Below are 25,763 nucleotides of genomic sequence, written 5' to 3' on the forward strand. Positions count from 1 at the left end.
CCGATATCCATTTAACCACTTCACCGTTCTCTATTGAGGGGTGAGGGAATGGACGAGATGATAAGACTCGCGAGGGACTTTTACAGGGACGAGTACGCTGACTCGGTTCTCTACGCCCAGCTGGCGAAGATAGAGAAGGACGAGGAGATAAGGAAGGAATTCCTGAGGCTCTCGAACATAGAATCGAAGCACGCCAAGTTCTGGCACGACTTCATAAAGCGGCACGGCGGTGAGGTTCCAAGACCTTCCGTGAAGAGGCTGACCGTCTTCTCGGTCAAGCTCCTGAGGAAGCTCCTCGGCCCAGGCTCGGTAGCTTCCCTCCTTGAGATGGGCGAGAACAGTGCAATTCAGAAGTACTTCAAGTATCTCACCACCTACGCCAACAGGTTCAGCGAGGAAGAGATGGAGGAGATCAAAGAGGTTATCCTCGACGAGCTGGAGCACGAGAAGTTCTTCTACGAGAGCAAGGAGCGCTTCCACGTCGAGAACACCCGCGACCTGGTTCTGGGCATGAACGACGGTCTCGTTGAGATACTCGGTGCCGTCACCGGTCTCTCCGCGGTTTACCCGAACAACCCCCAGCTCGTTGGAATAAGCGGTCTGATCGTCGGTGTTGCCGGCGCGCTCTCGATGGCCATAGGGACGTTTGTTTCAGTCCGCTCCCAGAGGCAGATCAAGGAATCAATACGCGACAGGATGGAGGTTCTCTTCAGGGTCTCCCCCGAGAGGGCCGCTGAAGAGCTGGTGGAGAAGCTCGTCGAGGGTGGAATGCCCGAAGAGGTAGCGAGGGAGGTGGCAGGTGAACTGGCGGACAACAGCGAGGCGATAATGCAGCTCCTCCTTCCTGAGGCGGAGGAGAACGAGATAAGGGCGGCCCTCTACACGGGGCTCTCGTACCTCCTGGGTGTCGCCTTCCCGGTCACTCCGTACTTCCTCGCCTCCAGCTCGCTAACCGCGCTTCCGTTCTCTATACTCCTTGCCGGCTCGGCTCTGGCGGTGGTGGCGACCCTGATTTCACTCCTATCTGGAATATCCATAAAGAAGAAGGTCGTCGAGATGGTAACGACCGGCCTGGGTGCGGCGTTCCTGAGCTATCTCTTCGGAAGGCTGATGGAGGCCCTCTTCAACGTCTCGGCGCTTTAAGATAGAACACCTCGACGCCGAGCTTTTTCGCTGTTTTTTCCTGCTTTTCATCGCTGGTGGCGAGCCTGCCGTACTTGAGGGCCTGAGCTATGTAGAGGGCGTCGTAAACCGTGATTTTGTGCTCCAAGGCTATTTTCTTCCCCTCTGGGAGATACTGAAGCGGATTTTCGTACGGTGTTATACCCTCGGTGGCGTGGAGATAGTCCAGTATTTTCCGAGCGGTTTCAATGGATATGTCCTTGTACAGGTTGTACCTTTTCCACACGGCATTAGCACCCTCAATCAGCGCCATTTGCAGCTAGGCCAGATCCCCGCTCTTTCTAAGGAATTCCGAAACCGTCTCCCACCCCCCTCTTTCAGGAGATACTTCATGAGGGCGGACGTGTCAATTACTATCACGGGAATCCCTCACGAGCTTTGTGGCCTTTCCTCTTTCAAGCGTGGGGACGCTTTTGAGGAAGGAGTCAATTTCGTCGAGCAATTTTGCCTTTTCTTCATCTCTGATCTTTTGCTCTATGAACCGCCGTATCTCCTCGCTCCAGTTGATGTCGTACTTCTTCATCTTCTCCTTCAGCTCGTCCGGGACGCGAATGATTATCACGGTCACACAACCACCGTTTACAAGAACGCATTAACACATTACGGAGATATCAACGTTACCGTCACACCTTCACGTACTTCCACCTGCCCCTCTTGAACGCCCACCAGAAGAGGGCCGCGGTGGTGAAGGTTTCGAGGCTCATCGCTATCCACGCCGCTATTACTCCGAGGCCCTCGAAGTGTATCGGGCCTATGGTGAAGCCAAACCCGAGAAGGTAAGCCGGCACTATGCGGAAGAGGAGCTTGCTTATCGCCGTTATGTACATCGGGGTCTTCGTGTCGCCAGCTCCCCTCAGCGCACCTCCGAGGACGAAGAGCCAGCCGAGCGGAATCTCGCTTATTCCGACTATTATCAGGTAGATGCTCGCCAGGCGGAGGACTTCATTGTAGTTCGGATCACTTGGGTTCAGGAAAGGCATCACGAGATAGCGCGGGAAGGCTATCATCACGACCGCCATGATCCCCATGAAAACCCCGACCATCTTGAGGGCCTCATAAACGGTGCGCTCGGCCTTCTCGGGGTTTCCTTCCCCGAGACTCTGGCCAACGAGGGCGGAAGTGGCCACGTTGAAGCCAAAGGCCGGCATATAGGCTATGCTCTCCACCCTGAGGCCGACTTGGTGGGCGGCCAACGCGACCGTTCCAAAGCGCGTGACTATGCTCATGTAGAGGAAGTTGTAGAAGCTGAAGATGCCGCGCTCTATCATCGTGGGCACGCCAATGCGGAGGATTCTGCTCGCCATCTCGGGGTGGAAGCTCCAGCTGGGCTTGAACTGGAGCACCAGCCTTCCGCTCCAGAGGAGGTAGAGGCCGAGGAGGAACGACGTCGTTATACCCAGCCCTGAGGCCCAGGCGGCTCCAACGGGACCGAGCTCTGGGAAGCCCAGCTTTCCAAAGATGAGGAGGTAGTCGAAGGTCGCGTTTATGATGTTCATTAGGATACCGAGCTTCATCGGGGTCTTCGTGTCACCAGCACCCCTGAGAGCCGAGAAGGCGGTGAAGCCTGCGAAGCGGATCGGATAGAAGGCGAAGAGTACCTTGATGTACTCGTAGCCCAAAGCGATTACGTCCGGCTTCGCCCCCATTATCCTCAGAATGTCGTCTCCGAAGACCCACCCGAAGAGCATGACCGGGATCCCGAGGAGGAAAGCCAGGTAGAGGCTCTGCTCGAGGGTGAGGGTGGCCTTGTCTCCCTCCCCTGCCCCCACGAACCTGGCCACCAGCGCGAGGGTTCCGGTAGCGACGGCCGCCATTATGGGCATCATGAACCAGCTAACCTGGCCACCGAGGCCAACCGCGGCCAGGGCTAGGGACCCGAGCTGGCCGACCATCATCATATCCACTAGATTGAGAAGCGTCTGGGAGATGTTGCCCATTATAGCCGGCCACGCTAACTTCCACAGCCTTCTCTGCTCCTCGTTGAGGTGTATCATTAAGACGTCCCTCTAAACGAAAAGAAGAACGTTTAAGTTAAAAAGCGTTGCGGTGGACAGGAGGGGGCAAACACGACGGTAGGGTTAAAAGAAAAGGGTTCAGAGGAGGTTCCTCTTCTTCTTCCACTTGTGGGACCAGCGGTACTTCCTCATGCGCCTGCTCCTGCCGAAGCCACAAGCGGCGCAGTAGCCCTTCTTGACGTTGTAGGCGCGCCTTCCGCAGCGCCTGCACCTGATGTGAGTCGGAGTGTGGTTCCTCCTGCCCTTCGGCTCTGTTCCGCTTCCCATCGCTCACACCTCCGGGGTCTCACTCAATCTCGACCGGGGAGATGGCCAGAACGTTGTCTCCCCTGATGACGATTTTACCGTACCTCTTAACCTCCTCGCCGTCCTGAATGAGAGCGGCGTCGGCGAGGACGACGTTCAGGTGTATGTCGTAACCGATGAGCCTCCCCCTGAACTCGGAACCCCTCTTGAGGAGCACGAGCACGTCCTTGTCAAGGGACCTGTGGATAACATCGAGTGGTCTTTCCGCCATTTTCACGCACCTCCAAATAATCAAAGCTCATAGCCTAAACGAGGGGAACGGTTTATAACTCTTTCCGTTCTTCCGCTCGGTGAGGCTGTTTCTTCCCGGCCGGACTGAAGTTCCTCCCACGGTGCATTCCCAGAAAGACATATAATCCTGTATCACCCACGGTGATTACGGTGGAGTCAATGAAGGTGAAGGGTCTTGCGGTAATAGTTCTCCTCCTCGCCGCCTTGGCCAGTGGTTGCGTTTCTCCGGGTTCATCGACGGGAACCGGGACTGAAATGTCTTCTCTAACCGGCACCTCAGCGCAGTACCCTTCCGGGGGGATACGGCTGGAGCTGCCGCGGGGGAACTACACTCCCCTCTACCTCGGTCCCGGCGAGGCCTGCCCTCCTGGCAGGGTTCCGGTCGTCTTCCGCTACGTTCCGGGCAATGAGTCGGTTGGCTCGGTCAGCTTGCGTGGGAGCTTTAACGGCTGGGCCGAGTGGCCGATGGAGCTGAACAACGGCACCTGGAGAATAGAAATCTGCCTCGCCCCCGGCAGGTACGAGTACAAGTACTTCATAGACGGCCAGTGGGTCAAGGACATGGCCACCGGAAACGGAGGGAATCCCGTTGATCCCGATGCGGACGGCTACGCCGACGATGGCTACGGCGGAAAGAACGCGGTGAGGATAGTCAATGGAAGCCAGGGGGTTGAGATTGAGTTTGACCCCGGAAACCCTGCTTACCTGAGCGTCGCGGACAACAGGACGGTCGTGAGGATCGGTGTGAAGCCGGGCACGGTCAGGTCCGCGGTTCTCGTCACGGACGGGGGGAACTACACGATGGAACTCCAGCTCTGGTGGGACTCCGGTGAGATCTGGCGCGCCGAAGTTCCGTTCGTTAAGCCCTTCTCCTACTACATAGCGGTCACGTCGGCCGACGGCGAGTTACTCGCCGCCCTCAACACTAGCGAGAGCCCGTTCTTCCGCTTCGACGGCGTGGACAGGTTCCCCCAGCTTGAATGGGTGAGCAATGGCATAGCATACCAGATATTCCCCGACAGGTTTAACAACGGGGACGAGAGCAACGATCCCCTCGCGCTTCAGACGGACGAGTTCTGGTTCAACGAGCTCACCGACGAGAGGCCGATCCTCTCCGACTGGAGCGACCCCATAACGCCCCTCCACTGCTGCCACCAGTACTTCGGAGGGGATATAAGGGGCATAACCGAGAAGCTCGACTACCTCCAGAGCCTAGGCGTGACGATAATCTACCTGAACCCGATTTTCCTGGCCGGCAGCGCCCATGGCTACGACGTCTACGACTACTACCGCCTCGACCCGCAGTTCGGAACCGAGGAGGAGCTCAGGGAGTTCCTGGACGAGGCTCACAGAAGGGGGATCCGGGTAATTTTCGACTTCGTTCCCAACCACAACGGGATAGGCCACTGGGCCTTCCTGGACGTTGCTTCGAGGGGCAGAGAGAGCCCGTACTGGGACTGGTACTTCGTGAAGGAGTGGCCCTTCAGGCTGGGCGACGGGAACGCCTACCTCGGCTGGTGGGGGATAGGCAGTTTGCCGAAGCTCAACACGACGAATCCAGAGGTGAGGGAGTACCTCATCGGGGCGGCCCTGTACTGGCTCGACTTCGGCTTCGACGGCATTAGGGTGGACGTCCCCAACGAAGTCCTTGACTCGAAGGAGTTCTTCCGGGAGCTCAGGGAGCGGGTTAAGGGGAGGCACCCAGATGCCTACCTCGTCGGAGAGATATGGACGCTCTCGCCGGAGTGGGTTCAGGGGGATCGCTTTGACTCGCTGATGAACTACGCCCTCGGCAGGGAGATACTCCTGAACTACGCCAGGGGCTACCTCAGCGGCGAGGCCGCGATGAAGATGATGGGAAGGTACTACGCGTCCTATGGAGAGAACGTCGCGGCCATGGGCTTCAACCTCGTCGATTCCCACGATACCTCGAGGGTTCTGACTGACCTCGGTGGTGGTTCTCTCGGCGACGTGCCGTCTAACGAGTCCGTCCAGAGACTCAAGCTTCTCTCGACGCTCCTCTACACCCTGCCGGGAACGCCCGTGACCTTCCAGGGTGACGAGAGGGGCCTTCTCGGTGACAAGAACCACTACGACGAGCAGCGCTACCCGATACAGTGGGACGAGGCCAACGGGGAGGTGCTCGAGCACTACCGCTCCCTGGCCCGGCTCCGGAACGACGTCCCGGCGCTCAGGAGCAGCAAGATAAGGTTCTACCGCGCCAGCGGCGGAGTCATGGCCTTCTTCAGGGGACACGACGACGAGGTTCTGGTCGTGGCGAACAGCTGGAGGAAGCCCGCCGAGCTGGAGCTACCCGCGGGGGAGTGGAGGGTGGTATGGCCCGAGAACCGGTCGGGAGCGGTTCTCTCAGGAGCCGTGGAGGTTCCCCCAGTGGGGGTTCTCGTGCTGGAAATGATCGGCCCCTGAGGCTTTCTTTTCTTTCGCCACTCTGACGATTCCCGCCCCAAAAGCTTTTTATGAGCTGGCCTTACTCCAGTTTCAGGTGGTAGAGCATGGGAGAGAAGCCCGATAAGTATGAGGTTCTTCAGGATTTGATGAGGAGGCGGGGCTTTGCATGGGGTAGCTTTGAAATCTACGGCGGTTCACGAGGATTCTACGACTACGGCCCGCTCGGTGCGACGATAAAGAGGAAGATAGAGCAGAAAATCAGGGAAGCCTTCCAGAGGGAGGGCTTCTTCGAGCTGGAGACGCCGGATATAACGCCCGAGAAGGTTTTCATCGCCAGCGGCCACGTCGAGAAGTTCGTCGATCCGCTGGTCGAGTGCAGGAAGTGCGGGGCCAGGTTTAGGGCTGACCACCTCGTCGAGGAGGCCCTCGGCATAGACACCGAGGGAATGAGCGCGGAGCACCTCACCCGGCTCATTAGGGAGCACGACGTCCGCTGTCCCGAGTGCGGCGGCGAGCTGAGCGATGTGTGGTACTTCAACCTCATGTTCGAGACCAAGATAGGCCCCTACGGAGACCAGAAGGGCTATCTGAGACCTGAAACTGCACAGGGCATCTTCGTGAACTTCAAGAGGCTGAACGCCTTCGCGAGGAACAAGTTACCCTTCGGCGTCTTCCAGATAGGAAAGGCTTACAGAAACGAGATCTCACCGAGGCAGGGCATGCTACGCCTCAGGGAGTTCACGCAGGCGGAGGCTGAGATATTCTTCAACCCGAAGGAAAGCGAGCACCCACACTTTGACGAGGTCAAGGACGAAAAGCTCAGGCTCTACCCGATAGAGCACCAGCTCAAGAACCTCGGCATTATTGAGCTTACCGCCGAGGAGGCGGTAAAGCGGGGCTACATTATGAACACATTCTTCGCCTACTACATGGTCATGGTCAAGCGCGTCCTCCTAGACATAGGCATTCCCGAGGACAAGATAAGGTTCCGCCAGCAGCTGCCCGAGGAGAGGGCGCACTACTCGCGCGACACCTGGGACGCCGAGATACACAGCGAGCGCTTCGGCTGGGTTGAGTGTGTTGGTATAGCCAACAGGGGCGACTACGACCTGAGCAAGCACATGAAGATGAGCGGGGCAGATCTGACCGTGCTGATCCACTACGACGAGCCCAAGATAGTCAAGCGCCTCAAAGTGAGCCTCAACATGAAGCGCGTCGGGCCGAAGCTCAAGAAGGACGCCAAGAGGATAAACGAGCTAATAATGGACTGGGACGAGGAGAAGAAGCGCGAGCTGGTTGAGAAGCTCGAGAAGGAGGGCAAAATTACAATCGACGGCTACGAGCTTGAAAGGGACGACTTCGTAATCAAAGAGGTCGAGGAGAAGATAACCGGCGAGAAGATAGTCCCGCACGTCCTCGAGCCGAGTTTCGGAATAGACAGGCCATTCTACCTGCTCCTCGAGAACAGCCTCGTCATCGAGGAGGACAGGACTTACCTCAGGCTGAAGAAGGACATGGCGCCGATTGAGGTCGCGGTTTTGCCGCTCGTGGCCAAAGAACCCCTTAGGAGCATCGCCTACGACGTCTTTAGGAAGCTCCAGAAGGCGGGCTTCATAGTGGTCTACGACGAGAAAGACACCGTCGGCAGGCGCTACATGCGCTACGACGAGATTGGAACGCCCTACTGCGTGACGATAGACAACCAGACGCCCAAGGACAACACGGTGACGATAAGGGACCGCGACACGAGGGAGCAGGTGAGGGTGAAGATTGAAAAGCTGCCGGAGAAGCTCAGGGAGCTGATTTTTGGGGAGTATGTTTAACAAAGCTCTCCCGCTATTTTCTCCACGCTTTCTTTCAGTTCTGGTAACTGGAAGCGGATTATTGTCCAGACAATATTCAGATCCACGCCAAAATAATGGTAAATCACAACGTTTCTAAGCCCAACGACACGCCTCCATGGTACGTTTGGATAGTTTTCCCTTATTCTCTCCGGCACATACCTGGCGGCTTCCCCTATTATTTCAATTCCTCAAAACAGCATCAACGGTTTTCCTGTCCCTTATGAAGTCCTCGAACTCATAACCTTCGGTGTACTCCTCAATTCTGAAAATCGCCTCAAGTATGTCGTTCAAAAACAGGCAAGGGTCCCGCTTAGACATAAACGAGGTACCCCTTTATGTGCTCCCAGAGCCTCTTTCTGCCTGTGACGGCATTCTTCGTGACAAGATCGACCTCAACCCCGAGAAGGGACTCCAAGTAGTCTTTCAGGTCCACTATCTCCCAACCGATTGGCCTCTCAAACTCCACGAGTATATCAACGTCGCTGAGTTCGGTCTGCTCACCCCGCGCGTAGGAGCCGAATATGGCAATCGAACTAACTCCAAACCTCCTGCGGAGCTCTTCTTTGTGCTCCCTAAGTATTGCCTCAATCTCCCGCAGGGTTCGCATTCCCATCTTAGGCCATTGGGAATGAAAATATAAAAAGGTTAATCCAAAGTTTTCCGGGGGAACATGAGCGAGAAAATCCACCTCATCTACCGGCGAATTCCCAACAGGATTCTCGAGAGGGACGATGAGGTCGTCGCGGATTTGGGAGAGGTGGTAATCGCGAAATCCCGCTTTGAGGGAATGCTGGCCCCTCTTAAGGTGAACGGCGTTGAGGTAATACGGAACGGCTACACTATGCTCTACTTCGCTTTCATCGGGGAGAACTACGACGTTCTGAAGGTCTACGACGAAAACGGTGAGTTCAAAGGCCTCTACGTCGATGTCCTGGCCTACACGAAGCGCGAAGGAAACACGATAGAGATGCTCGACCTTTTCCTTGACATCTTTGTCTTTCCGGACGGAAGAGCGTTTCTCCTCGACGAGGACGAGCTTGAGATGGCCCTCAACTACGGCGTAATTGACAGGGATACCTTCGACTTTGCCTATTCCGTCGCGAGGGAGATACTCGAAAGGCTTAAACGCGGCGAGTTTCCGCCGGAGGTGGTGTGGAAGTACTAGGGCGGGTTCTCCAGGGAATCGAGGAAGATGTTCACGTAAGCGACCACGTGGGAGGCCAGGTAGCTCTTCCTCCCGACGCTCACCCGCTCCGCTATTCCGTTGAGGAAGGCCTCGTCCTCCCCGCTCAGCCCTCTGTGGTCGCCCAGGACGAAGGCGACGTTGGGAGGGAACGACACCTCGCTCACTGGCCTTCCCTCCTCGTGGAGGTAGTAGAGGGCCGAGCCCTTGAGGGTGAGCCTCACCACGTCCTCGAAGGTCCTGTTGCTCACGTACAGGCCGGGGTACACCTCTACCTCCTTCCCCGGCTCCCTGAGACCTTCACCTGCCTTGAGGGCCCTCATTATCAGCTTCGCCGTGCTCCTCTCGTCGGGGTTGAGGCGAACCCTCAGCTTTGGGCCCTCGAAGCGTATCGCCTTGGGCGGGTCCGGCGGGCCGTAGAGGAGGAGCCAGACGCGGACGTTCTTTCTGAAGCCGTGGGAGAGCAGGAAGGCGGAGTTGAGGAACCTGCACAGCACGTCTATCCTGCCGCTCGTTCCTGGAAGGTCGCTCAGCTTGAAATCCGCCCTCGTGTGGGCCTCGTTCGCCTTGATTATGAAGGTCCTCATGGTGCAAGGTAGAGCAAAGGGGTTTAAAGGGCTTAACCTCACCATTTCCGGGTGGTGGAATGGAGTTCCTGAAGGAAACCAAGGACGGGACGCTCCTGCTCGTTTACGTCCAGCCGAAGGCGAAGAGAAACGAGGTCGAAGGAATCGACGAGTGGCGCGGAAGGCTGAAGGTGAAGATAAAGGCCCCGCCGGTGGAGGGGAAGGCGAACAAGGAACTCGTCAAGTTCCTCTCGAAGGTTCTCGGGACGGAAGTGAAGATAATCCGCGGAGAGGCGAGCAGGGAGAAGGATTTGTTGGTGAGGGGGCTGGGCGTGGAGGAAATTAAGAAAAAGTTGAAGGTCTAGTCACTTCAAAATCCCCAGGCTCCCGTTCGTCTTCTTTATGCTCTCCCACTTATCTGCCAGCTCGAACATGGCCCTTATCGCGTCTATGTTCTCAGGAACCACGTCACTCTCCTGGTGGACAGCCTGTATGTAGAAGAGCCTGTTTCCGCGGACGCTTATGCTCTCCTTCCAGACCGCTATTTCATAGAGGTTGTTCCACTCCCTGTGCAGGTCGCGGGCGAACTCTATGAGCTGGGCCGTGCTGTCAAAGCCCCTCTCCTTCTCGAAGAGGAGAACGCGCGTGGTGTTCTCGAAGATATCAACGACGTCCTTCGCCTCCACCGGCTTCCTCAGCTCGACCATTATGCTGTGGACGTGCATGAGCGTGGTCGGAACGACGAAAGCCGAGGTCTCGATGTTTATTGGAATGACTGTCTGGACGTCCGGTCCGTGGTGGGACGGAACGGTAACGCTCGGCGTTATGGCGTTGACCGGGCCGCGCTTGGCGTCGTTCGGGTCGGCGGCACGGCGAATCATCACCGCGTAGACGTAGTCGATGTACTCCTGAATCGCGCTGAGGGTTCTGGTCAGACCCGTCGTGTTGCACGACACGACGCGGACGTAGTCCTTGCCTAGGGCCTTCTCGTAGTTGGCCTGGGCCACGAAGGAAACCTCCGCGACGCTCGCCTTTTCACCGCCCTGGAAGACCGCCTTGACGCCCGCCTTTTCATAGAGCTTCTTGTTCTTTGCCCCCATTCCGCCGGGGGTGGCATCTACGATTACGTCAACCTCGTTGAGGAGGTCGCCTAGAGTGCCCGCGACCTCGAAGCCGGCCTTCTCGAACCTCGGCAGGAACTCCTCGCTGGCAGCGTAAACCGGAATTCCAAGCTCCATCGCGCGGTAGGCCTCGAAGTCGGGCTTGGTCTTTGTCACACCGATGAGCCTCATATCGTCCTGTCTCGTTACGGCATAGGCGACGCGCTTGCCTATTGTCCCATAGCCGTTGATTCCCACCTTCACCTTCATGCTATCACCAGGAGTTTTACAGCGGTAAAATACTTAAGCCTTGTTTTCACTCGTGGTGAAAAGTGGTCTCGGAAGTGGGGATTTTTGACGGATTTCTGGAAAACCCCTCCGCTGGTATTATAAGGACTTGGGAGAAATCCCCCACCGGTGGTGGAGATGTTCGCCGAGGTGCTGACGGTGGGCGACGAACTGCTCACAGGAAACACCGTGGACAGCAACTCGGCCTTTATCTCCCAGAAGCTGACCGAGCGGGGCCACTGGGTGAGGAGGAAGACAACCGTTGGAGACGACGTTGAGGAGATAAAGGCCGTTGTGAGGGAAATCCTCGCGAGGAAGCCAGAGGTTTTGGTGATTTCGGGCGGGCTCGGGCCGACCCACGACGACGTTACGATGCTAGCGGTCGCTGAAGCTCTCGGAAGGAAGCTCGTCCTCTGCGAACCCTGCCTAGAGAGGATTAGGCAGTTCTACCGCGAGCTTTATGCGAAGGGCCTCATAGACGACCCGGAGCTGAACGAGGCAAGAAAGAAGATGGCCTACCTGCCTGAGGGGGCGGAACCGCTGGAGAACACCGAGGGCGCCGCTCCAGGCGCTTACATCGAGCATGACGGCGTTAAAATATTCGTCCTTCCCGGAATGCCTCGCGAGATGAAGGCGATGCTTGAGAGGGAAGTCCTGCCGAGGCTCGGCTCGCGGAAGTTCGTCCAGAGGAAGCTCTTGGCTGAGATAACCGACGAGAGCAAGCTCGCACCGATACTCAACGAGACGCTGGAGCGCTTTAACGTCAGAATTCACTCCTCGCCCAAGGGCTTCGGGAAGTACATCGGGATAATCCTCTTCGGCGAGAGCGAGGAGGAGATAGAGAAGGCCAAAGCCTTCATGGAGTCAAAGGGGATACGCTTCGAGGAAGGCTGGTAGCGAAAGGGTGATAAGAAGGCGCTGGAGTGATACCTATGCTTCCGCCGGAGGTCCGTTCGCTCCTTGAAGAGATGCGAGCCGAGAGGATAAGGGGCGCCAGCTGGCTGGCCAGGAAGGGCGCCGAGGCGTACATAGTCCTCTCTGAACTCCTCGAGGGGAAAGAGCTTGAGAATGCCTTGATGGAAATGAGGAGGGAAATCCCCGCCGTGAACCGGACGATGGCTTCCCTGTACAATCTGACCAGGTTCATTCCGATAACGGGTGATCCGGATCGGGTGAGGACGAGGGCCGAGGAGTTCATCAGGCTCGGGGAGGAAGCGAAGCGCGAGATAGGCAACATCGGAAGCGAGCTGATAGACGAAAACGAGGTTGTAATCACACACTCCTTCTCGTCCGCTGTTCTTGAAATTTTCAAGGCCGCTAAGAAGAAGGGCAAACGCTTTAGGGTTATCCTCACCGAGAGCGCACCGGACTACGAGGGGATCGCCCTCGCGAGGGAGCTGGAGTCCCTTGGAATTCCCTTCGAGGTTATAACCGACGCCCAGCTGGGCCTCTTTGCCGGAAACGCCACACTCGCCCTGGTAGGCGCCGACAGCGTGACGCGCGACGGGGCAGTGGTGAACAAGGCCGGGACCTATCTCCTAGCCCTTGCCTGCCACGAGGGCGGCGTTCCCCTCTATGTCGCAGCCGAAAGCTTCAAGCTCCACCTGGAGCTGACCTCGGAAGAGATAGAGATCATGGAGAGGCCCTACGCGCGGCAGGGCTATCGGGTGAGGAACTTCCTTTTCGACGTTACGCCCTGGCGGTACGTTAGGGGAGTGATAACGGAACTCGGGATTTTAGTTCCGCCGAAGGAAATCTAAGCCTCAAACCACGGAAAATTCAGAAAGGGGGAGAAGAAAGAGGTCACTCCTGGTGGGCAAGCCAGAGGAGGGCGCCCTTGATGAAGGGCCAGTTGCTCTTGATGTACTTCTGGTAGTAGCTGTCGCTGAGGGCCTTGCTGGAGCCGTAGGCGACTATCCTGCCGGTGCCGAGGTCCACAGCGGCGGCTATTATCGGGTTGGTTCCCTTTATCCTGACCACGTTTCCGTCGGCATCGACTGAGTAGCTGGTGTCGTAGCCCTTGATGAGCCAGACGGCGTTTCCGCTTATCGTCAGGGTGTCACCGTTGTAGTACATCGTCCAGTCGTCGGGCACGAACTTCATGACCGGGTGGTCCTTGTTGTAGATTCCGACGAACGGGTAGTACGGCCTGCCGCTGTTCTTGTCGTCGTCCATGAGCTCGTCGGCGTTAAAGGTAATGCCGTAGTCGCCGACTATCGCGTTGAGGTTATCGGCGTTGAGGTACTTGTACCACTCGCCCGCTATGAAGAGACCCCCTCCGTTTTCTACGTACTTCTTGAGACTCTCGATTTCAGCGGGGGTAAAGTCGTCCTTGGGGTCGGTTATTATGACGACGTCGTACTGCCTGAGAAGGTCGTAAGTGAGCGGGAGCTGGTTTATCTCAACTTCCCAGCCGAGCTCGCTCTGTATCTTGTCCACCAGGTAGCTGACCCCGGCCTCCTTGACGTAGTACTGGCCGTGGGAGGCGTCGATGAGGACCTTGGTAACCTTCAGGGTGATGTTGGTGGTCGGGGTGACGTTGGTTTCGGGCGTGGTTCCGGTCTCATTTCCAGGAACGGTTTCGTTGCCAGGGTTCGCCTCGGTTTCGTTGGCCGGGGCCGGCGGGTGGCACATGGGCTGAACCTGGGCAAGGGCGGCCTGGAGAACCGGAAGGACATCGTTGATCTCCTCGGTCACGTCCCTGCCAAGCATGGCGGCCTTTCTTATGTGCACCATCACCGGATAGTAGTAGGCGTTCCTGTACGGGTTCTGCTTGATGAGGAGCCCCTTGAGGGTGTCGTAAAGCTGGTACTGCCTCTGTATCTCCACCATGCTCTCCTCTATCCACTGAACCCGCGGGGCGAAGTCACCGAGGTCAACACCGCAGGACTGGAGCTCGTTCACGGTCCAGGTGAGGTTCTCGTAGAGGGGGGTGAGGGTTTCCATCTCCTTAGAGTAGAGCCGCTCGTAGTATGGAGTAAGGCCGTAGGCAATGACGTTGGGATTCGGAACCACCTTGTAGTCGTATATCCTCTCGTCAATGAGGCCCCAGTCGGTGGTGATGACCTGTATGTCTATCGACAGCGCTCCCAGCTCGGTCGGGACGTAAGAGAGTTCGTAGATGGCGCTTCCATTGACAGCTATCTCCTGGGTGACGTTTCCAACCTTCACGCCGTTGGCGTAGAGAACAACCGTGACGTTGTCGGCGACCTCGCCGTTGTTAATGACGGTGACCTTAAACCTCATCGGGACACCCTTGATGGCGTACTCCGGCCTGCCGACCTCGGAGATACCTATCGACGGAATGTAAAGCTCGTAATCGAGCGGGTAGACTTCCATAACGTTGTACTTGTAGCCGATACCGTCAAGGTACTTCAGTATCTTGCCCGTGGTGACGTCCATAACCCCGTAGTAGTCGTAGAGGACGAGGCTTCCAGTGTCGTCGGCTATGGTGATCAGCTTTCCATCGACCCTGGTGACCCTGATCCACTCCAGCCTAACGAGCATGCTCTGGTATGAATCGTTGATCTCCCCCACCTTGAGAACTACTGGCTCCGGAAGTTCGGCCTTTCCAACCACCTTGTAGCTCGGGTTGGATATCTCGTAGAGACCCTTCCAAACGGCGGTGGTTCCGTTTACCTGAACGACGTCACCGACCTTCACGGAGGGAGTACTCCCGGTGTAAACGTAGATGCCGCTGTTGGGTTCGGTGCCGTTCTGAATGAAGAAGCCGTTGTACTTGGTGCCTATGACTATTCCGCTGGTGACGACCTGCTTGCCGGTCTCCCAGTTCTCCCTTATCTCCCTGATGGGCTGATAGCTTGGCCCCTCGGGGACGTAGTAGACGACCTCGAGGTATGGATAGTTTCCGTACGAGCTCTCCTTGGAGTTGTAGCCAATGCTCTCGGTCACGATGCCCTCGACGTCGGAGACAAGGACGAAGCTGACCACCTTGTCGCCAGAGAACTCTGCCTTAACGAAGTCCGTCACGTTCCAGACGGACCAGTGCCTCACGGGATCCGTCCTTTTGTTTGAATCCGGGACTAAATCCTTATCGAGAAGTTCCCCGGCGGCAGGCTTGGTGTTCCAAGTTATCGAGTCCTCAGTCCAGGAATCGTCGGAAACCGCGTAGGCGCTTATGTTTACCGGGGTTGAGTAGGCGCCCCAATAGGTGTATGCGTGGAGGGTCGCGCTGACTATGACCGCGTTGTCCGGAATGCCGGAGAGGTCGAATTTGAGGTAAGCCCTCTCGTTCGCATTGTCCCTGTAATAAGTTCCAACGTAGAGACTGCTATCGGAGCCGTAGTTTGAATCTGGAGCGGTGTCCTTGACGTACGCGTCGTCGGTGGGGTTTATTTGAACGGTCGTCGTTGCCGCCGAGACCGCGTGAAACGCGACGCTCGGCACTAGGCTCAATACCAGCAGGGCAATTAAAGCGAGTCCCCATCGTTTCATATAAACCACCCAAAGAAAAACGGCATTGATGTATAAATAAGTTTTTCCACATCTCCTGTGGAGTCGGATATCACCCTTGGTGTTCAAAAGTGCCCACAAAGGCTAAAAAGCCCCGGCACCCTAGTTTCCAGGGTGGTCAAAATGTCCATAACCACGAAAACAGGGGATAAGGGCCTAACCGGCCTTTTCACCGGCGATCGCGTTGCGAAGTTCTCGCCTGTTATGGAAGCAAACGGGACGATAGACGAACTGGACAGCTTTCTGGGGGAAGCAAAGCACTACGTACCAGAGGAGATGGTGGAGATACTCGAGAAGATTCAGGTCCAGCTCTACGACCTCATGGCAGAGCTTGCCAGCAGGGGAAAGTACGCTAAGGTTGGGAAGGAAGAGGTGGAGTGGCTTGAGGGGCTTATTAGTAGGTACGAGGAGGAGGTCCAGCTCAGAACCTTCGTCCTGCCCGGCTCCACGATAGCCAGCGCCAAACTCGACGTCTGCAGGGCGATAGCGAGGAGGGCCGAGAGAAAGGTTGCCAGGCTCGTCCTGGATTATGGCCTCGGGAAGAACGCCCTCGTCTATCTCAACAGGCTCAGCGACCTGCTCTTCCTAATGGCCAGGGCTATAGAGAAGAGGGAGGGCAGGCTCAGGGAGATCACTTAGACCTGCGGTACTCCTCTATGGCTTCGACGTACCTGTCCTCGAGGAAGTCGTTGGCCCTGCTCTCGACGTCCTTCAGTGCCCTTGCTGCCTCTTCAATGGTAGAACTGACGACGGCCACGCCCAGGCCGCCTATTCTTTTTATGGCTATGGTTTTGTTTCCGTTGCGAATGAAGACCTCGATCTTGTCCCTCTCAAGCCCTATTTCCTCGGCTTTTTTCTCCACGTAGTGGAGTATGTCCTCGATGTGGGCACCTAGCTTTTCGTTTCCTTCTAAACTAAGACCATCTTGGGTGATGACCATCTCGTAGATCCCTGGTTTTTCTCTGCCCCAGAGGAGCTGTATGAGTTTCATTGGCACGCTTCCACCCCCTATAAATGTGGAGGGGGTCAGTAGAGCATCTCCTCGAGCTTGGGGAGAACCTTCCTTAGCTCGAGCTTCATGCGGCCGAGGTTGAGCTCGGAGTCGCCTATCACGATCAGGTAGTAGTCCGCGCCAATTGGATTGACGAAGGTTCTAGCGTTCTTGTACTCCAGTATGGCTTCCTTGAGCTCCCCAGACCCGAACTGGTCACCGATGAGCTTGATTGCAGAAACCAGCTCGTGGAGAACGCCGGCTATGGCCTCACGATCGAGGTTCTTCTTCATGGCTGACTCTATGACGAGACCGTCCTTGTCCACGACGATGGTGCCGATAACTCCATCTATTTCGAGCATGTCAGTGAGTATTTTGTCCATCACGAGGTCCACCGCCGCCATTCTCTCACCCCCTCCACGTTTTCGGATAAAAGTAACAACAAGTATTTAAAAATTTTACGGCCCTTTTATTCTCATTTTTTAGTTGATACGTCTCCAACATTCTCTAAGAGGACTTTGCGATATCTATGCCAGTAGTAGAACACCACAACTGCCTGAATGATCCATATCCCTAATGAGACCAACCATGCCGCGTAGCGATCCAGCAGCGGGCCAACCGCCACAAGGCCAAGAGGGGTCGAGAGGTTAATGAGTAGCGCCAGTGCCGAGAAAACCCTGCTCCTGAGCTCCGTTGGTACGGCGCGCTGTATCTTGGCGTTGAGGGGCACGTTTATTATCGCATTGCTCACGCCCCACAGCACACCAACTCCGGCGAGGGTCATGAAAGCGACGTCCCTTGAGAGTCCAGCCCAAGGGGAGATCACCCATATGAACACCAGTATCATGGTCCCGTTGAATGCCAGTGCCTTGAAGAAGAATCTCCCTGCATTTTTACCGAGCTTCACCGCCACAATGAGGTTCCCCAGGAGCATGCCGCCCATGAAGAAGCTCTCCAGAAGGCCGAACTGCTGGCTCGTGAACTTGAGAACCTCCCTGAATGCATAGGGCATTATGACGGCACCGAATGGCTGCCCGACCGCGTTCATGAAGAGTGCAAACCCCATGAGCACCATGAGATATCTGCTTGACCTCAGAAAGGCGAGCCCCTCACGAATGTCCCGTATGACCTCGCCCATGCTCTCTATCTCGCGGGTCTTCCATTCATAATGGATAAATGCCTCGAAGAGGCCGGAACCAAAGAAACTGGTCGCATTTATAAAGAGTGCAATCTTTATCCCACCGAAGGCATAGATAAGGCCACCGAGGGCCGGGCCTATGAGGCGGGCTATTATCGAGAACGAGCTGACGGTGGAGTTGGCCTTCTCCAGCTCTTCAGGCTTAACCAGGTCGGGGAACATGGCACTCGTTGCGGCACCGAAGAACGTTCCCATGACCGCCATGATGACCTGAATTGCGAGTAGCTGGTAGATTCCGAGGAAGTTGAAGGCTATAACAGCGAAGAGCAGAACCCCGCGCAGGACGTCGAACCACACCATAAGCCTCTTTCTATTGTAGCGGTCGCCCACCACACCCGCGAACGGCATGACGATGAGAGAGGGGATTACATCGGCCAGGACGAAGAGGCTCATCATGCCGCCGCTGTGTGTCTTGTCAAGCACATAGAGCGGCAGCGCCACCTCCTGCACCGCCCAGCCGAGCTGGGAGATGAAGCGACCAATCGCGAAGAGCCAGAAGTTCCTGCCCAAAATGCCTCGATCGCCCATTCCCGTGCCCCCGGGTTTGTGCTATTACCTAATTGTGTGATTATGTAATTAAACGACCTCCACCCTGACGTCGCCGTTAACAGTGCTTATCTTCACCTCGAACTCCCCCGTCCCAATGACCGGGTCATCGGGGTCTATGCCGACCAACTTGACGTCTCCGTTAACCCCCTTGCCCACTATCCTCGCATCGCAGAACTCGGTCAGGCGAAGCACGATGTCTCCGTTGACGCAGCTTACCTCGACGTCCCCCTCAAGCTCCTCGATGGTAAGCTCGATTTCCCCGTTCACGGTGGAGGCCTTGAGGGGGCCGGCAACCGTTAGACCGGCCCTTATCTCCCCGTTAACCGTGCCAAGCTTCTCGGCCTCACAGTCCTCCAGCGTTATCTCGCCGTTCACCGTTGTTGCCTCCCCAAAGCGCACGCCCCTGGCCTTGAGCTCGCCGTTCACGTTCTTCGCGTTTACCAGGACCCCCCGCGGAACTTTAACGCTTATCTCGGCCCAGCCCTTTTCCCCGAGCAGGTTCAGGAACTTCCTCTTCGGCTCCTCCCTGATGATGAGTCTGCTCCCCTTCTGCTCGACGGTGACCTTCACCTCGCCGTGCGAAACGTAGTTCACCTCGGCGTAGTCGTTCTCCCAGCCCTCAATCTCGATCCGGCCGTTTGTGGCCTTTATCTCGACTTCCCGGACGTTTTCAAATATCATATCAAGCCCTCCAGAGGATGAAGTTCAAAATCGAAAAGGGGCCTCTCGTGCCCCGTCTTCTTTTCGCAGCCTTCCTGTCCTTCACCAGGGATCGTGATGGCGCTGGAGGCCTTTGGGATTACTGCAGTCTCCATCTAGCTCACCCCAGGTAGGCAGTCAGTTCGTCGAGGAGCTCCTTCACGCGCCTGTTGAGCAGGGTTCTGTCTATGCCGAGCCCCTCTATCAGCTCCGCGCTCTGCTCCTCGACTATCTCCCTGGCCTTATCTATCACCAGACGGTAGGCCTCGGGGTTCTCGACGGTGTACGTCTTCCCGCCGGCCCTTATGCGGACCTTTCCTTCCCTGGCAGAGATGACGACGTCCTCGATGCGTATCTTTGCCCTCCCCCTGCCCACGGTGACCGAAACGTCGCCGGAGCGCAGGGAGATGGTCTCACCGAGGCTGAGGCTCTCGCTTCCGCTCCGGTAAGTGACCCTCTCCCCGTCCACCTCGATGGAGTACTCGTCGGTCTGAATCCTGAGCCTGTCGCCAACTTTTGTGAGCTGGAAGCCATTGCGGAGCTCCTTGATGGTCAGCATATCGCCGGGAGGCATCTCGGGGCTACCTTCGCGGAACCTCATGGGTCCTATCTTGACCTCCTCGCCGGTTGGGGTCTCAATGACCTCAATGAAGGGCAGCTTTACGTACTCGAAGTTCTCGCCCTCGTAGACCTTGATGAAGCCCAGGTCAACCACGCTGTCCTTTCTGCCCTTCCGGTAGAGCCGGTCGGGGTTTATCATCTCGTTTACCCTCGAAACGAAACCCGAATCAGCGGCTGTTTTTCGCCCGGCTATCTTCTCCTCGGTCCACACGATGACCGGGCTGAGGAGCCTCTTCTTTACCCTTCCGAGCGGCGTCTCGGCTTCCACCTCAACACTCCCATCTATCACCCAGCCTACCCTCTTCCGTCCGAACTTCACGGGATAGGCCTTGCCGGTCCCCCTGAGCTTCACCTCCCCGAAATCGGCCCCGCTGAACTCGTAGGCCTTGCTCTCGACCTTCAAATCGAGCCTTTTCTCGTCGAACTTGGAGAGAAGCAGACCGGCTATTGCCAGAACCACCGCGTAGGCAAAGGCAGTGCCGGCGTAGCTGTGAAGGGCCTCGCTCATCCCGAGCCACTGGCCGAAGAACAGAAAGACGCTCGTCCAGAAGAAGCCTTTCGCGAGGGCAAAGACTACCCCGCTCACCGTTACCCCGAACCACTTGCCCACCGCGAGAAGTTCGAAGGCAAAGATGAACGCCACTATCGCGTAGACCAGCTGGTCGTTATAGGCCTCCAGACGCAAAGGCCCTTTGAAAAGCCACACGATGAGCAGTATCGCCGTGAGGGCCTTCAGATACTCCGCTATCCTGAACCTTGGGCCTTCGTGTGGGGCAGCCCAGTATTTCCAGCTAAAACTCATTCTTCCACCTCCTCAAGGGCAGTTATTATCTCGAGCAAACGCAAAAACAAACGTCCGTCCGGCGAGATTTCATACCTCTCGCCTTTCTTCACCATGCGGGTTTTCACCAGGAGCTTCAGGTGGTGTGAAACAGTTGGACTCTCCACACCGAGGGCTTCCTTAATCTCCTTGAAGCCCATCGGTCTTTCGGAGAGCATTTTGAGTATCCTTATCCTGTCCGGGTTGGCCAGAGCTTTGAGGGTCTTCGCGGCCTTCTCCTCATCTATCTCGGGCAGGCTTCCGCCTTCGAGCTTTCTCCTGAGACGGGCCTTTATCGAGAGCATGACCTCATCAACGGGGTCAATGCTTTCCTCCAGCACCTCCAGCCTTTTCTTCAGCTCTTCGAGCTGAACCTTCAGGTCGTTCTCCATGGTACCACCAGGTACAGACTTTTGTAGTACACTTTTCTGTACCTAATTAGCGCGATAGGTATATAAAAGTTTATCGGTTTGAAGTGCCAAAACGGCCACGCCGAACAAAACTCCGCATAACAAGAAAGTGGAGAAAGACTGACCTCCTCCCAGTCCTGAAGGCCAGGACCCGCTAAAAGAAAAGCCTCATTCTCCAGCCAGCTCGGCCTCTATTGTCCTTATCTCCTCATCGAGTATGTCGCGTATCCTCTTGAGAAGCTCCAGGTAGGTTTTAACGGTCTCCCTGTCCATCGGTCTCTTAAGCTCCATCTCTTCGAGCTTTTTCTTCAGAGCCTCGTGGTAGTTCACGGACGTGTAAAGAACCCTCAGGGCGAGGTCGTTTGAGGTTCTCAGATAGTCCCACCCCTTCTCGGTGAGGCTGTACTTAACGCGCCTGACCCTCCCCCTGTACTCCTCCCTCGGCTCCAGAAGTCCCTCCTCCACCATCTTGTTGAGGATTGTGTACAGGTTGCTGTGGCTCGGCTTCCAGAGCCCAATAGCGAGTTTTTCCAGCTCCTTCAGTATTTCGTAGCCATGTGCCTCTCCCTTCAGGCCGACGATGACGAGTATGATGTCCTTCAGCGGAACCGTGAAGAGCCCCTTGATTATCCTCCGCTCCACATCTTCCCCCATCTTCACCACCTATGGTCGAAGGTTGAACCACAACCCTTATAAACGCTTCTCTCAACGACATGTCGAATTTCAACATGTTTAAATTCGTCATGTTGATAAGCGACAATGGTGGTGGGTATGGCTTGGAACGACTGGATCGTTAAGCACGCAAAGGCCATCGTGACCCTCTGGATTATCGTGGTTATAGCGGCGATGCCGCTGGCTGCAAAGCTGAACGACCTCACCAACTACAGTATGGACCAGTTCCTTCCGAAGGACGTGGAGTCCGTCAAGGTTCAGGACACCCTGGCCAAGGAGTTTCCGGAGTTCGCGACCAGCGACAACCAGACGTACATGATAGTGAGCGGCGTGAACGTGAACGACCCGGCAACGAGAGAAGCCTACGAGCGCTTCAAAGCAGAAGCAAAGCCCTACGGGAGCAACTTTACGTCCTACTACGATGCCGTTGACCTGCTCCACAACAAGTCCTACGAGATAGCCTTAAACCTCACCAGAACGACCGCCAACCTGACCGGAATCTTTTACAGCTCGGCCATCAACGCGAGCAACGCCTACGGAGCCCTTCTCACCCAGATTGAAAATCTGAGCAGTCAGGTCAGGACACTCAACGAGACCGTTCCGGAGCTGGCAGGAGCTTATCTTTCGCTCGATGCCAACCTCACGGCGCTCTACAACAGGAGCATTGCCCTCCGGCAAGCGCTCAACCAGACGGATCTGGCCTACGTTGAGCTCCACCGGAACCTCACCAGCGCAGGCGAGCAGTTAAGAACGCTGAACTCCACGATAGCTGGCCTTAACGCCGGCCTCTACAACCTGAGCGATAGCTACGCGGGAACTTACCTAGGAACGATAGGGGCCTACGACGCCCTCGTCCAGGCTGGGGCCTACGAGAGGGGCCTCGATGAGGCAACGGCACAGGCAATAGCTACTCAGCTCGGCGTTCCGGTTGAGTTCGTCTACGCGGTCTACAACGCCACCTACCCAGCCTACTCGGCATATGGAGCAAGTGCGATAACCGACGGTTTCCTTACCAACGTAACCAGGGAAATCGTCCTGAGCCAGATAAGCGACCCGATGCAGAGGAACCTAGCGGAGGCATACTCGGTTGCATTCTACAGGGGAGTTGTGGCGTTCGATGAGCAGGCGGGCAGTGATTACGCCCTCATTCAGCTCGGCGAGAGCGCGGTTAGGCCCGTTGATGAGATAGCAGGTGAGGCCCTCAAAAACCTCCCGCTCGTCATCGAGGAAGCGGGTGGGAGCTACGAAGTCCCGGGCTTCGGTGAGGTTCCCGCCAGCACGCTGGCCCACATCGTCAACGCCTCGATAGGGCTTGGAAAGAACCCAGGCGCTTCAGCTGTCGAGAGTGCGGCAATCGAGGTCGTGAAGGCCCTCATGACTGGAAGCCCTCTCCTCGAAATGCCCAACGCCGACGAGATACTGAGAACCCTCCTCGTTTACGGCCCGACGAAGGAGCTTGAGACTAACCTGCTCACCGGTGCGCTTGAGGAGAAACTGCCCGGGGAGCAGAGGCCTCTGGCGGAGCCGATAGCCAAAACGGTTGTAAGCTTTGACGCCAACGCGACCGGAGTTCTGGCAAGGAATCCCGCCCTGCTGAAGGAGGCAACAGTATCGTTGCTGGCTGAGATGCTCAAGGGCATGGGCGTTGAGCTCCCGGAGGAGGTTATAATCCAGGTTTACGACTCGAAGGGGAACGTTGAACCGATTGCGAGGGAGCTTTTGATACAGAAGACCGCAGAGCGGGTTGGGAGCGAGGAGGTCGCTGAAACCATCGTTGACACCGTCCTCAAGAACCCTGATGAGCTGGCCAGAGGGGTTGGAGTTAAAGAAGCGGTCAGCAAAATAATCACGAGCCTGGCCGGAAACGCCCCCATAGACCTTAGCAAAGTTGTGGACGGGATTTACGCCGGTAAAAGTCCGGAGGAGATTGCCTACAGCCTGTTTGAGCAGGGGGTTGATGAGAAACTCGCCAACGTTACCGCTCCCAAGGACGTCAAGGAAACGCTGAGGGAGCTAATGCTGACCGTTGCCAGGGATTACCCGATGAGCGACACCCAGATCGAGGCACTTGTCAAAGAAAAGACAGCAAAGCTCGTCGAGAAGTTTATAGCAGAGTTTAACCTTGGGGTTCAGCTGAACATAAACGCTACCCAGCTTGTGAACCTCGCATTCCAATTCAGGGACGACCCGGGGAGTATAACCAGGGAAGACGTAAAGCCCATAGAGGAGCAGATTTACCCGTCCATTTACAGCCTCGCAAAGAGCTACATCGGCATGCTCAAGAGCACGGACAACAGAACCATGCTGATTCTCTTCATTCCAAAGGGCCTTGAAGGGGTCAGCGACCTGGAGAAGCAGAGTAAGGCACAGTACGAGAGCTCGCTGAAGGTTAAGGAAATAGCTGTGAAGGAGTTCGGAGCGGTCTCGCCGAAAGTCAAGGTATACGTAACCGGAACGCCCGTTCAGACCTACGAGGCCATTAAATACGGCAAGGAGGACAACGACAAGACTACGAAGTTCAGCATCGTTGGGGCGCTCCTCGTGCTCCTTATCCTGATGGGGGTGGCGCTGCTAGCGACGCTCCTGCCCTTCACCGGCGTCGCCACCGCGACGCTCACGGCGCTGGGGATACTCTACCTGCTCGCGAAGGGCGACTACTTAGACGTCGGGAGCTGGGCCCAGATGCTCACCGTCACGACGGCACTCGGCCTTGGAATAGACTACTCCACCTACTACCTGCACAGGTTCAGGGAGTATCTCGCTGAAGGCTACGACCACAACAAAGCCGCAAGCGAAGCCCTGAAGAGAGCAAAAGATGCCGTCCTCGCGAGTGCCTCAACGGACATCATAGCCTTCGCGAGCTTTATCCTGGCATGGGAGTTCCCGATATTTAAGACCATCGGCATGATAGCGCCCCTGGCGGTCATCGTGGTCCTCCTCGCCAGCCTGACCTTCATTCCGGCGATAACCGTCCTCATAGGCGACAAACCGGCATTCTGGTGGCCGAGACACATCGAACACCACCTCAGCAGGGTGGACCTCCATGAGAGGAGCAGAATCGCGGAGTGGGCCGTCAAGCACGCCAAGGTGGTTGTCCTCGTGGCTCTCCTCGTGGCGGTTCCGGCGGCCTACAACTTCGTCAACTTCAACGGAACCCACGACATAAAGCTCTTCATTCCCAAGGACAGCGAGACCTACAACTTTCTCCAGCTCAGCGAAAGCACGGTCGGTGCGGGCGTTACCTCGCCGACCTACGTGGTTATAGACCTCGGCCACCCATTGAGCGATGAGGACATCAAGACCATCAACGAGCTCGTGGGGAGGATTTCAAAGGTGGAAGGCGTTGAGTACGTCTACACCGTGACCCAGCCCTACGGAAGGCCGGTGAACGTCAGCGTGGACGAGCTGAAGAGCATCGGCGGCGACCGCTACCTGTCCAGAGATGGCACCAAGGTACTGATTCAGGTAACAGGGAAGTACGAGGCCACCGACGACCGCTCCAAGGACATGGTGAGGGAGATAAGGGATATAGTGAAAGACGAGGAGAAGTCAGGAGCAATAAAGTCCGGAATGGTTGGCGGAAGCACTGCACTGGCGCTCGACCTCAGCGACCTCATCAACGACGTCTTCTGGCACAGGATATTCCCGGTGGCGCTCCTGTTGATGTTCCTGTCCCTCATACCGACACTCAAGGGACTGCCCGCGGTCATAACCACCATAGGCACCATAGCCGTCGGAGTGCTCCTCAGCATAACGGTCTCCAGCTGGCTCTTCGAGAGGGTCTTCGGCCAGCAGGTCATGTGGTTCCTGCCCATGATGGTCTTCATAGTGCTCATGGGAGTCGGCATAGACTACAACAGCTTCTACCTGGTCAAAGCCAGGGACGAGTTCGAGCGCAGGAGCGCGAGGGACGCGCTGGTGGTCGCGGCAGGAACGATGGACACCCTCGTCGTCGGCCTCGCCGCTGTGCTGGCGGTAACCTACGGCTCGCTGATGACGGGAGCGACGTGGGGAATAAGGGAGATAGGCTTCGCCCTGGCCGTTGGTGTCCTGCTGACCGCCACGGCGGCGGTCTACTTCATCGGCCCGGCCACGATGGCTCTCTTCGGAGAGAAGGCCTGGTGGCCCCTGCACAAGACAAAGAAGGAGTGAGCCTCAACCCCCGTTTTTATTTTTCAAGTTCTGCCCCGACCCCTTTTCATTTTT

26 protein-coding genes and 1 pseudogene are annotated in these 25,763 nt (G+C 56.6%); 9 read left to right on the forward strand and 18 right to left on the reverse strand.

The genetic code is table 11. The features are described 5' to 3' along the window. Nucleotides 1-48 precede the first annotated feature (48 nt). On the forward strand, nucleotides 49-1,143 hold the full coding sequence (locus E3E27_RS04185) for a VIT1/CCC1 transporter family protein (protein ID WP_167773521.1): 1,095 nt from the start codon (nucleotides 49-51) through the stop codon (nucleotides 1,141-1,143). On the opposite strand, the gene E3E27_RS04190 is transcribed toward E3E27_RS04185, so the two are convergent. From E3E27_RS04190 to E3E27_RS04210, 5 genes are all read right to left on the reverse strand, one after another. Then, nucleotides 1,124-1,435: a type II toxin-antitoxin system VapC family toxin gene (locus E3E27_RS04190; RefSeq protein WP_167773522.1), complete on the reverse strand. Its 312-nt coding sequence runs from the start codon at nucleotides 1,433-1,435 to the stop codon at nucleotides 1,124-1,126. The two genes, E3E27_RS04185 and E3E27_RS04190, sit on opposite strands and share 20 nt — an antisense overlap. Nucleotides 1,436-1,528: 93 nt before the next feature. After that, nucleotides 1,529-1,750, reverse strand: coding sequence for a hypothetical protein (locus tag E3E27_RS04195; protein ID WP_014787951.1), 222 nt, complete (start codon nucleotides 1,748-1,750; stop codon nucleotides 1,529-1,531). Between the two features lie 55 nt (nucleotides 1,751-1,805). Further along, nucleotides 1,806-3,176: an MATE family efflux transporter gene (locus tag E3E27_RS04200; RefSeq protein ID WP_014787950.1), complete on the reverse strand. Its 1,371-nt coding sequence runs from the start codon at nucleotides 3,174-3,176 to the stop codon at nucleotides 1,806-1,808. Nucleotides 3,177-3,275: 99 nt separating this feature from the next. After that, entirely contained in the window at nucleotides 3,276-3,464 is a 189-nt protein-coding gene (locus E3E27_RS04205) for a 50S ribosomal protein L37e (RefSeq protein ID WP_014787949.1), read from the reverse strand. 19 nt (nucleotides 3,465-3,483) lie between these two features. Next, nucleotides 3,484-3,714, reverse strand: coding sequence for an LSm family protein (locus E3E27_RS04210; protein ID WP_014787948.1), 231 nt, complete (start codon nucleotides 3,712-3,714; stop codon nucleotides 3,484-3,486). A 179-nt stretch (nucleotides 3,715-3,893) separates the two neighbouring features. On the opposite strand from E3E27_RS04210, the gene E3E27_RS04215 reads away from it, so the two are divergent. Together E3E27_RS04215 and glyS are read left to right on the forward strand one after the other, a co-directional pair. After that, the gene (locus E3E27_RS04215; protein WP_167773763.1) at nucleotides 3,894-6,161 is read left to right on the forward strand and encodes an alpha-amylase family glycosyl hydrolase; all 2,268 of its coding nucleotides are present in this window, start codon (nucleotides 3,894-3,896) and stop codon (nucleotides 6,159-6,161) included. An 86-nt stretch (nucleotides 6,162-6,247) separates the two neighbouring features. Further along, nucleotides 6,248-7,966 carry a glycine--tRNA ligase gene (gene glyS, locus E3E27_RS04220; protein WP_167773523.1) on the forward strand — a complete coding sequence of 573 codons (1,719 nt, stop codon included), beginning with the start codon at nucleotides 6,248-6,250 and terminating at the stop codon, nucleotides 7,964-7,966. On the opposite strand, the pseudogene E3E27_RS10810 reads toward glyS, so the two are convergent. Beyond that, a pseudogene (locus E3E27_RS10810) lies at nucleotides 7,963-8,305 on the reverse strand (DUF86 domain-containing protein). The gene glyS and the pseudogene E3E27_RS10810 sit on opposite strands and share 4 nt — an antisense overlap. Beyond that, nucleotides 8,298-8,600 (reverse strand): nucleotidyltransferase family protein, encoded by a 303-nt coding sequence (locus tag E3E27_RS04230; protein WP_240910647.1) that lies wholly within the window; start codon nucleotides 8,598-8,600, stop codon nucleotides 8,298-8,300. Before E3E27_RS04230 ends, E3E27_RS10810 begins: the two are co-directional and overlap by 8 nt. Nucleotides 8,601-8,657: 57 nt before the next feature. On the opposite strand from E3E27_RS04230, the gene E3E27_RS04235 reads away from it, so the two are divergent. Then, on the forward strand, nucleotides 8,658-9,152 hold the full coding sequence (locus tag E3E27_RS04235; protein WP_167773524.1) for a DUF402 domain-containing protein: 495 nt from the start codon (nucleotides 8,658-8,660) through the stop codon (nucleotides 9,150-9,152). Here the strand turns inward: E3E27_RS04235 and trmY are convergent. Beyond that, the gene (gene trmY / locus E3E27_RS04240) at nucleotides 9,149-9,757 is read right to left on the reverse strand and encodes a tRNA (pseudouridine(54)-N(1))-methyltransferase TrmY (RefSeq protein WP_167773525.1); all 609 of its coding nucleotides are present in this window, start codon (nucleotides 9,755-9,757) and stop codon (nucleotides 9,149-9,151) included. The two genes, E3E27_RS04235 and trmY, sit on opposite strands and share 4 nt — an antisense overlap. A 59-nt stretch (nucleotides 9,758-9,816) precedes the next feature. Between trmY and E3E27_RS04245 the strand changes: the two genes are divergently transcribed. After that, the gene (locus tag E3E27_RS04245) at nucleotides 9,817-10,101 is read left to right on the forward strand and encodes a DUF167 domain-containing protein (RefSeq protein ID WP_167773526.1); all 285 of its coding nucleotides are present in this window, start codon (nucleotides 9,817-9,819) and stop codon (nucleotides 10,099-10,101) included. Here the strand turns inward: E3E27_RS04245 and E3E27_RS04250 are convergent, their stop codons facing one another. Next, nucleotides 10,102-11,106: a phosphorylating glyceraldehyde-3-phosphate dehydrogenase gene (locus tag E3E27_RS04250; protein WP_167773527.1), complete on the reverse strand. Its 1,005-nt coding sequence runs from the start codon at nucleotides 11,104-11,106 to the stop codon at nucleotides 10,102-10,104. Nucleotides 11,107-11,262: 156 nt separating this feature from the next. Between E3E27_RS04250 and E3E27_RS04255 the strand changes: the two genes are divergently transcribed. Both E3E27_RS04255 and E3E27_RS04260 read left to right on the forward strand, forming a co-directional pair. Continuing rightward, a complete protein-coding gene (locus E3E27_RS04255; protein WP_167773765.1) occupies nucleotides 11,263-12,021 on the forward strand; it encodes a molybdopterin-binding protein in 759 nt (252 codons plus the stop codon). Between the two features lie 35 nt (nucleotides 12,022-12,056). Continuing rightward, on the forward strand, nucleotides 12,057-12,884 hold the full coding sequence (locus E3E27_RS04260) for a translation initiation factor IF-2B subunit alpha (protein WP_167773766.1): 828 nt from the start codon (nucleotides 12,057-12,059) through the stop codon (nucleotides 12,882-12,884). A 43-nt stretch (nucleotides 12,885-12,927) separates the two neighbouring features. Here the strand turns inward: E3E27_RS04260 and E3E27_RS04265 are convergent, their stop codons facing one another. Further along, nucleotides 12,928-15,579 carry a DNRLRE domain-containing protein gene (locus E3E27_RS04265; RefSeq protein ID WP_167773528.1) on the reverse strand — a complete coding sequence of 884 codons (2,652 nt, stop codon included), beginning with the start codon at nucleotides 15,577-15,579 and terminating at the stop codon, nucleotides 12,928-12,930. A gap of 141 nt (nucleotides 15,580-15,720) precedes the next feature. Here E3E27_RS04265 and E3E27_RS04270 point away from each other — a divergent pair, with 141 nt between their 5' ends. Next, nucleotides 15,721-16,236, forward strand: coding sequence for a cob(I)yrinic acid a,c-diamide adenosyltransferase (locus E3E27_RS04270; protein WP_167773767.1), 516 nt, complete (start codon nucleotides 15,721-15,723; stop codon nucleotides 16,234-16,236). Here E3E27_RS04270 and E3E27_RS04275 read toward each other — a convergent pair. The 8 genes from E3E27_RS04275 to E3E27_RS04310 all read right to left on the reverse strand — a co-directional run bounded on the left by E3E27_RS04275 (nucleotide 16,229) and on the right by E3E27_RS04310 (nucleotide 21,539). Next, nucleotides 16,229-16,588, reverse strand: a complete 360-nt coding sequence (locus tag E3E27_RS04275; protein ID WP_014787937.1) for a hypothetical protein — start codon at nucleotides 16,586-16,588, stop codon at nucleotides 16,229-16,231. The two genes, E3E27_RS04270 and E3E27_RS04275, sit on opposite strands and share 8 nt — an antisense overlap. Nucleotides 16,589-16,623: 35 nt before the next feature. Further along, nucleotides 16,624-16,992 (reverse strand): roadblock/LC7 domain-containing protein, encoded by a 369-nt coding sequence (locus tag E3E27_RS04280; protein WP_014787936.1) that lies wholly within the window; start codon nucleotides 16,990-16,992, stop codon nucleotides 16,624-16,626. A 71-nt stretch (nucleotides 16,993-17,063) separates the two neighbouring features. Continuing rightward, nucleotides 17,064-18,314: an MFS transporter gene (locus E3E27_RS04285; protein ID WP_167773529.1), complete on the reverse strand. Its 1,251-nt coding sequence runs from the start codon at nucleotides 18,312-18,314 to the stop codon at nucleotides 17,064-17,066. Between the two features lie 48 nt (nucleotides 18,315-18,362). Beyond that, on the reverse strand, nucleotides 18,363-19,016 hold the full coding sequence (locus E3E27_RS04290) for a DUF4097 family beta strand repeat-containing protein (RefSeq protein WP_167773530.1): 654 nt from the start codon (nucleotides 19,014-19,016) through the stop codon (nucleotides 18,363-18,365). Then, nucleotides 19,013-19,150 (reverse strand): hypothetical protein, encoded by a 138-nt coding sequence (locus tag E3E27_RS04295; RefSeq protein WP_167773531.1) that lies wholly within the window; start codon nucleotides 19,148-19,150, stop codon nucleotides 19,013-19,015. Before E3E27_RS04295 ends, E3E27_RS04290 begins: the two co-directional genes overlap by 4 nt. Before the next feature lie 5 nt (nucleotides 19,151-19,155). Beyond that, on the reverse strand, nucleotides 19,156-20,457 hold the full coding sequence (locus E3E27_RS04300) for a hypothetical protein (RefSeq protein ID WP_167773532.1): 1,302 nt from the start codon (nucleotides 20,455-20,457) through the stop codon (nucleotides 19,156-19,158). Beyond that, nucleotides 20,454-20,867 (reverse strand): helix-turn-helix transcriptional regulator, encoded by a 414-nt coding sequence (locus tag E3E27_RS04305; protein WP_014787932.1) that lies wholly within the window; start codon nucleotides 20,865-20,867, stop codon nucleotides 20,454-20,456. Before E3E27_RS04305 ends, E3E27_RS04300 begins: the two co-directional genes overlap by 4 nt. Before the next feature lie 186 nt (nucleotides 20,868-21,053). After that, nucleotides 21,054-21,539 (reverse strand): PadR family transcriptional regulator, encoded by a 486-nt coding sequence (locus tag E3E27_RS04310; RefSeq protein ID WP_014787931.1) that lies wholly within the window; start codon nucleotides 21,537-21,539, stop codon nucleotides 21,054-21,056. 117 nt (nucleotides 21,540-21,656) lie between these two features. Here E3E27_RS04310 and E3E27_RS04315 point away from each other — a divergent pair, with 117 nt between their 5' ends. Next, nucleotides 21,657-25,709 carry an MMPL family transporter gene (locus E3E27_RS04315; RefSeq protein ID WP_167773768.1) on the forward strand — a complete coding sequence of 1,351 codons (4,053 nt, stop codon included), beginning with the start codon at nucleotides 21,657-21,659 and terminating at the stop codon, nucleotides 25,707-25,709. Nucleotides 25,710-25,763: the final 54 nt, after the last annotated feature.

Source organism: Thermococcus sp. MV11 (assembly GCF_012027285.1).
In the GTDB taxonomy this organism is placed as follows: Archaea; Methanobacteriota_B; Thermococci; order Thermococcales; family Thermococcaceae; genus Thermococcus; species Thermococcus cleftensis.

Coding starts and splice junctions, on each gene's coding strand:
- E3E27_RS04250 (WP_167773527.1), bottom strand. CDS start 11,106: ATGAAGGTGAAGGTGGGAATCAACGGCTATGGGACAATAGGCAAGCGC.
- E3E27_RS04245 (WP_167773526.1), top strand. CDS start 9,817: ATGGAGTTCCTGAAGGAAACCAAGGACGGGACGCTCCTGCTCGTTTAC.
- glyS (WP_167773523.1), top strand. CDS start 6,248: ATGGGAGAGAAGCCCGATAAGTATGAGGTTCTTCAGGATTTGATGAGG.
- E3E27_RS04295 (WP_167773531.1), bottom strand. CDS start 19,150: ATGGAGACTGCAGTAATCCCAAAGGCCTCCAGCGCCATCACGATCCCT.
- E3E27_RS04270 (WP_167773767.1), top strand. CDS start 15,721: ATGTCCATAACCACGAAAACAGGGGATAAGGGCCTAACCGGCCTTTTC.
- E3E27_RS04190 (WP_167773522.1), bottom strand. CDS start 1,435: ATGGCGCTGATTGAGGGTGCTAATGCCGTGTGGAAAAGGTACAACCTG.
- E3E27_RS04265 (WP_167773528.1), bottom strand. CDS start 15,579: ATGAAACGATGGGGACTCGCTTTAATTGCCCTGCTGGTATTGAGCCTA.
- E3E27_RS04215 (WP_167773763.1), top strand. CDS start 3,894: ATGAAGGTGAAGGGTCTTGCGGTAATAGTTCTCCTCCTCGCCGCCTTG.
- E3E27_RS04305 (WP_014787932.1), bottom strand. CDS start 20,867: ATGGAGAACGACCTGAAGGTTCAGCTCGAAGAGCTGAAGAAAAGGCTG.
- E3E27_RS04285 (WP_167773529.1), bottom strand. CDS start 18,314: ATGGGCGATCGAGGCATTTTGGGCAGGAACTTCTGGCTCTTCGCGATT.
- E3E27_RS04290 (WP_167773530.1), bottom strand. CDS start 19,016: ATGATATTTGAAAACGTCCGGGAAGTCGAGATAAAGGCCACAAACGGC.
- trmY (WP_167773525.1), bottom strand. CDS start 9,757: ATGAGGACCTTCATAATCAAGGCGAACGAGGCCCACACGAGGGCGGAT.
- E3E27_RS04300 (WP_167773532.1), bottom strand. CDS start 20,457: ATGAGTTTTAGCTGGAAATACTGGGCTGCCCCACACGAAGGCCCAAGG.
- E3E27_RS04280 (WP_014787936.1), bottom strand. CDS start 16,992: ATGGCGGCGGTGGACCTCGTGATGGACAAAATACTCACTGACATGCTC.
- E3E27_RS04275 (WP_014787937.1), bottom strand. CDS start 16,588: ATGAAACTCATACAGCTCCTCTGGGGCAGAGAAAAACCAGGGATCTAC.
- E3E27_RS04230 (WP_240910647.1), bottom strand. CDS start 8,600: ATGGGAATGCGAACCCTGCGGGAGATTGAGGCAATACTTAGGGAGCAC.
- E3E27_RS04185 (WP_167773521.1), top strand. CDS start 49: ATGGACGAGATGATAAGACTCGCGAGGGACTTTTACAGGGACGAGTAC.
- E3E27_RS04260 (WP_167773766.1), top strand. CDS start 12,057: ATGCTTCCGCCGGAGGTCCGTTCGCTCCTTGAAGAGATGCGAGCCGAG.
- E3E27_RS04315 (WP_167773768.1), top strand. CDS start 21,657: ATGGCTTGGAACGACTGGATCGTTAAGCACGCAAAGGCCATCGTGACC.
- E3E27_RS04235 (WP_167773524.1), top strand. CDS start 8,658: ATGAGCGAGAAAATCCACCTCATCTACCGGCGAATTCCCAACAGGATT.
- E3E27_RS04255 (WP_167773765.1), top strand. CDS start 11,263: ATGTTCGCCGAGGTGCTGACGGTGGGCGACGAACTGCTCACAGGAAAC.
- E3E27_RS04205 (WP_014787949.1), bottom strand. CDS start 3,464: ATGGGAAGCGGAACAGAGCCGAAGGGCAGGAGGAACCACACTCCGACT.
- E3E27_RS04200 (WP_014787950.1), bottom strand. CDS start 3,176: ATGATACACCTCAACGAGGAGCAGAGAAGGCTGTGGAAGTTAGCGTGG.
- E3E27_RS04310 (WP_014787931.1), bottom strand. CDS start 21,539: ATGGGGGAAGATGTGGAGCGGAGGATAATCAAGGGGCTCTTCACGGTT.
- E3E27_RS04210 (WP_014787948.1), bottom strand. CDS start 3,714: ATGGCGGAAAGACCACTCGATGTTATCCACAGGTCCCTTGACAAGGAC.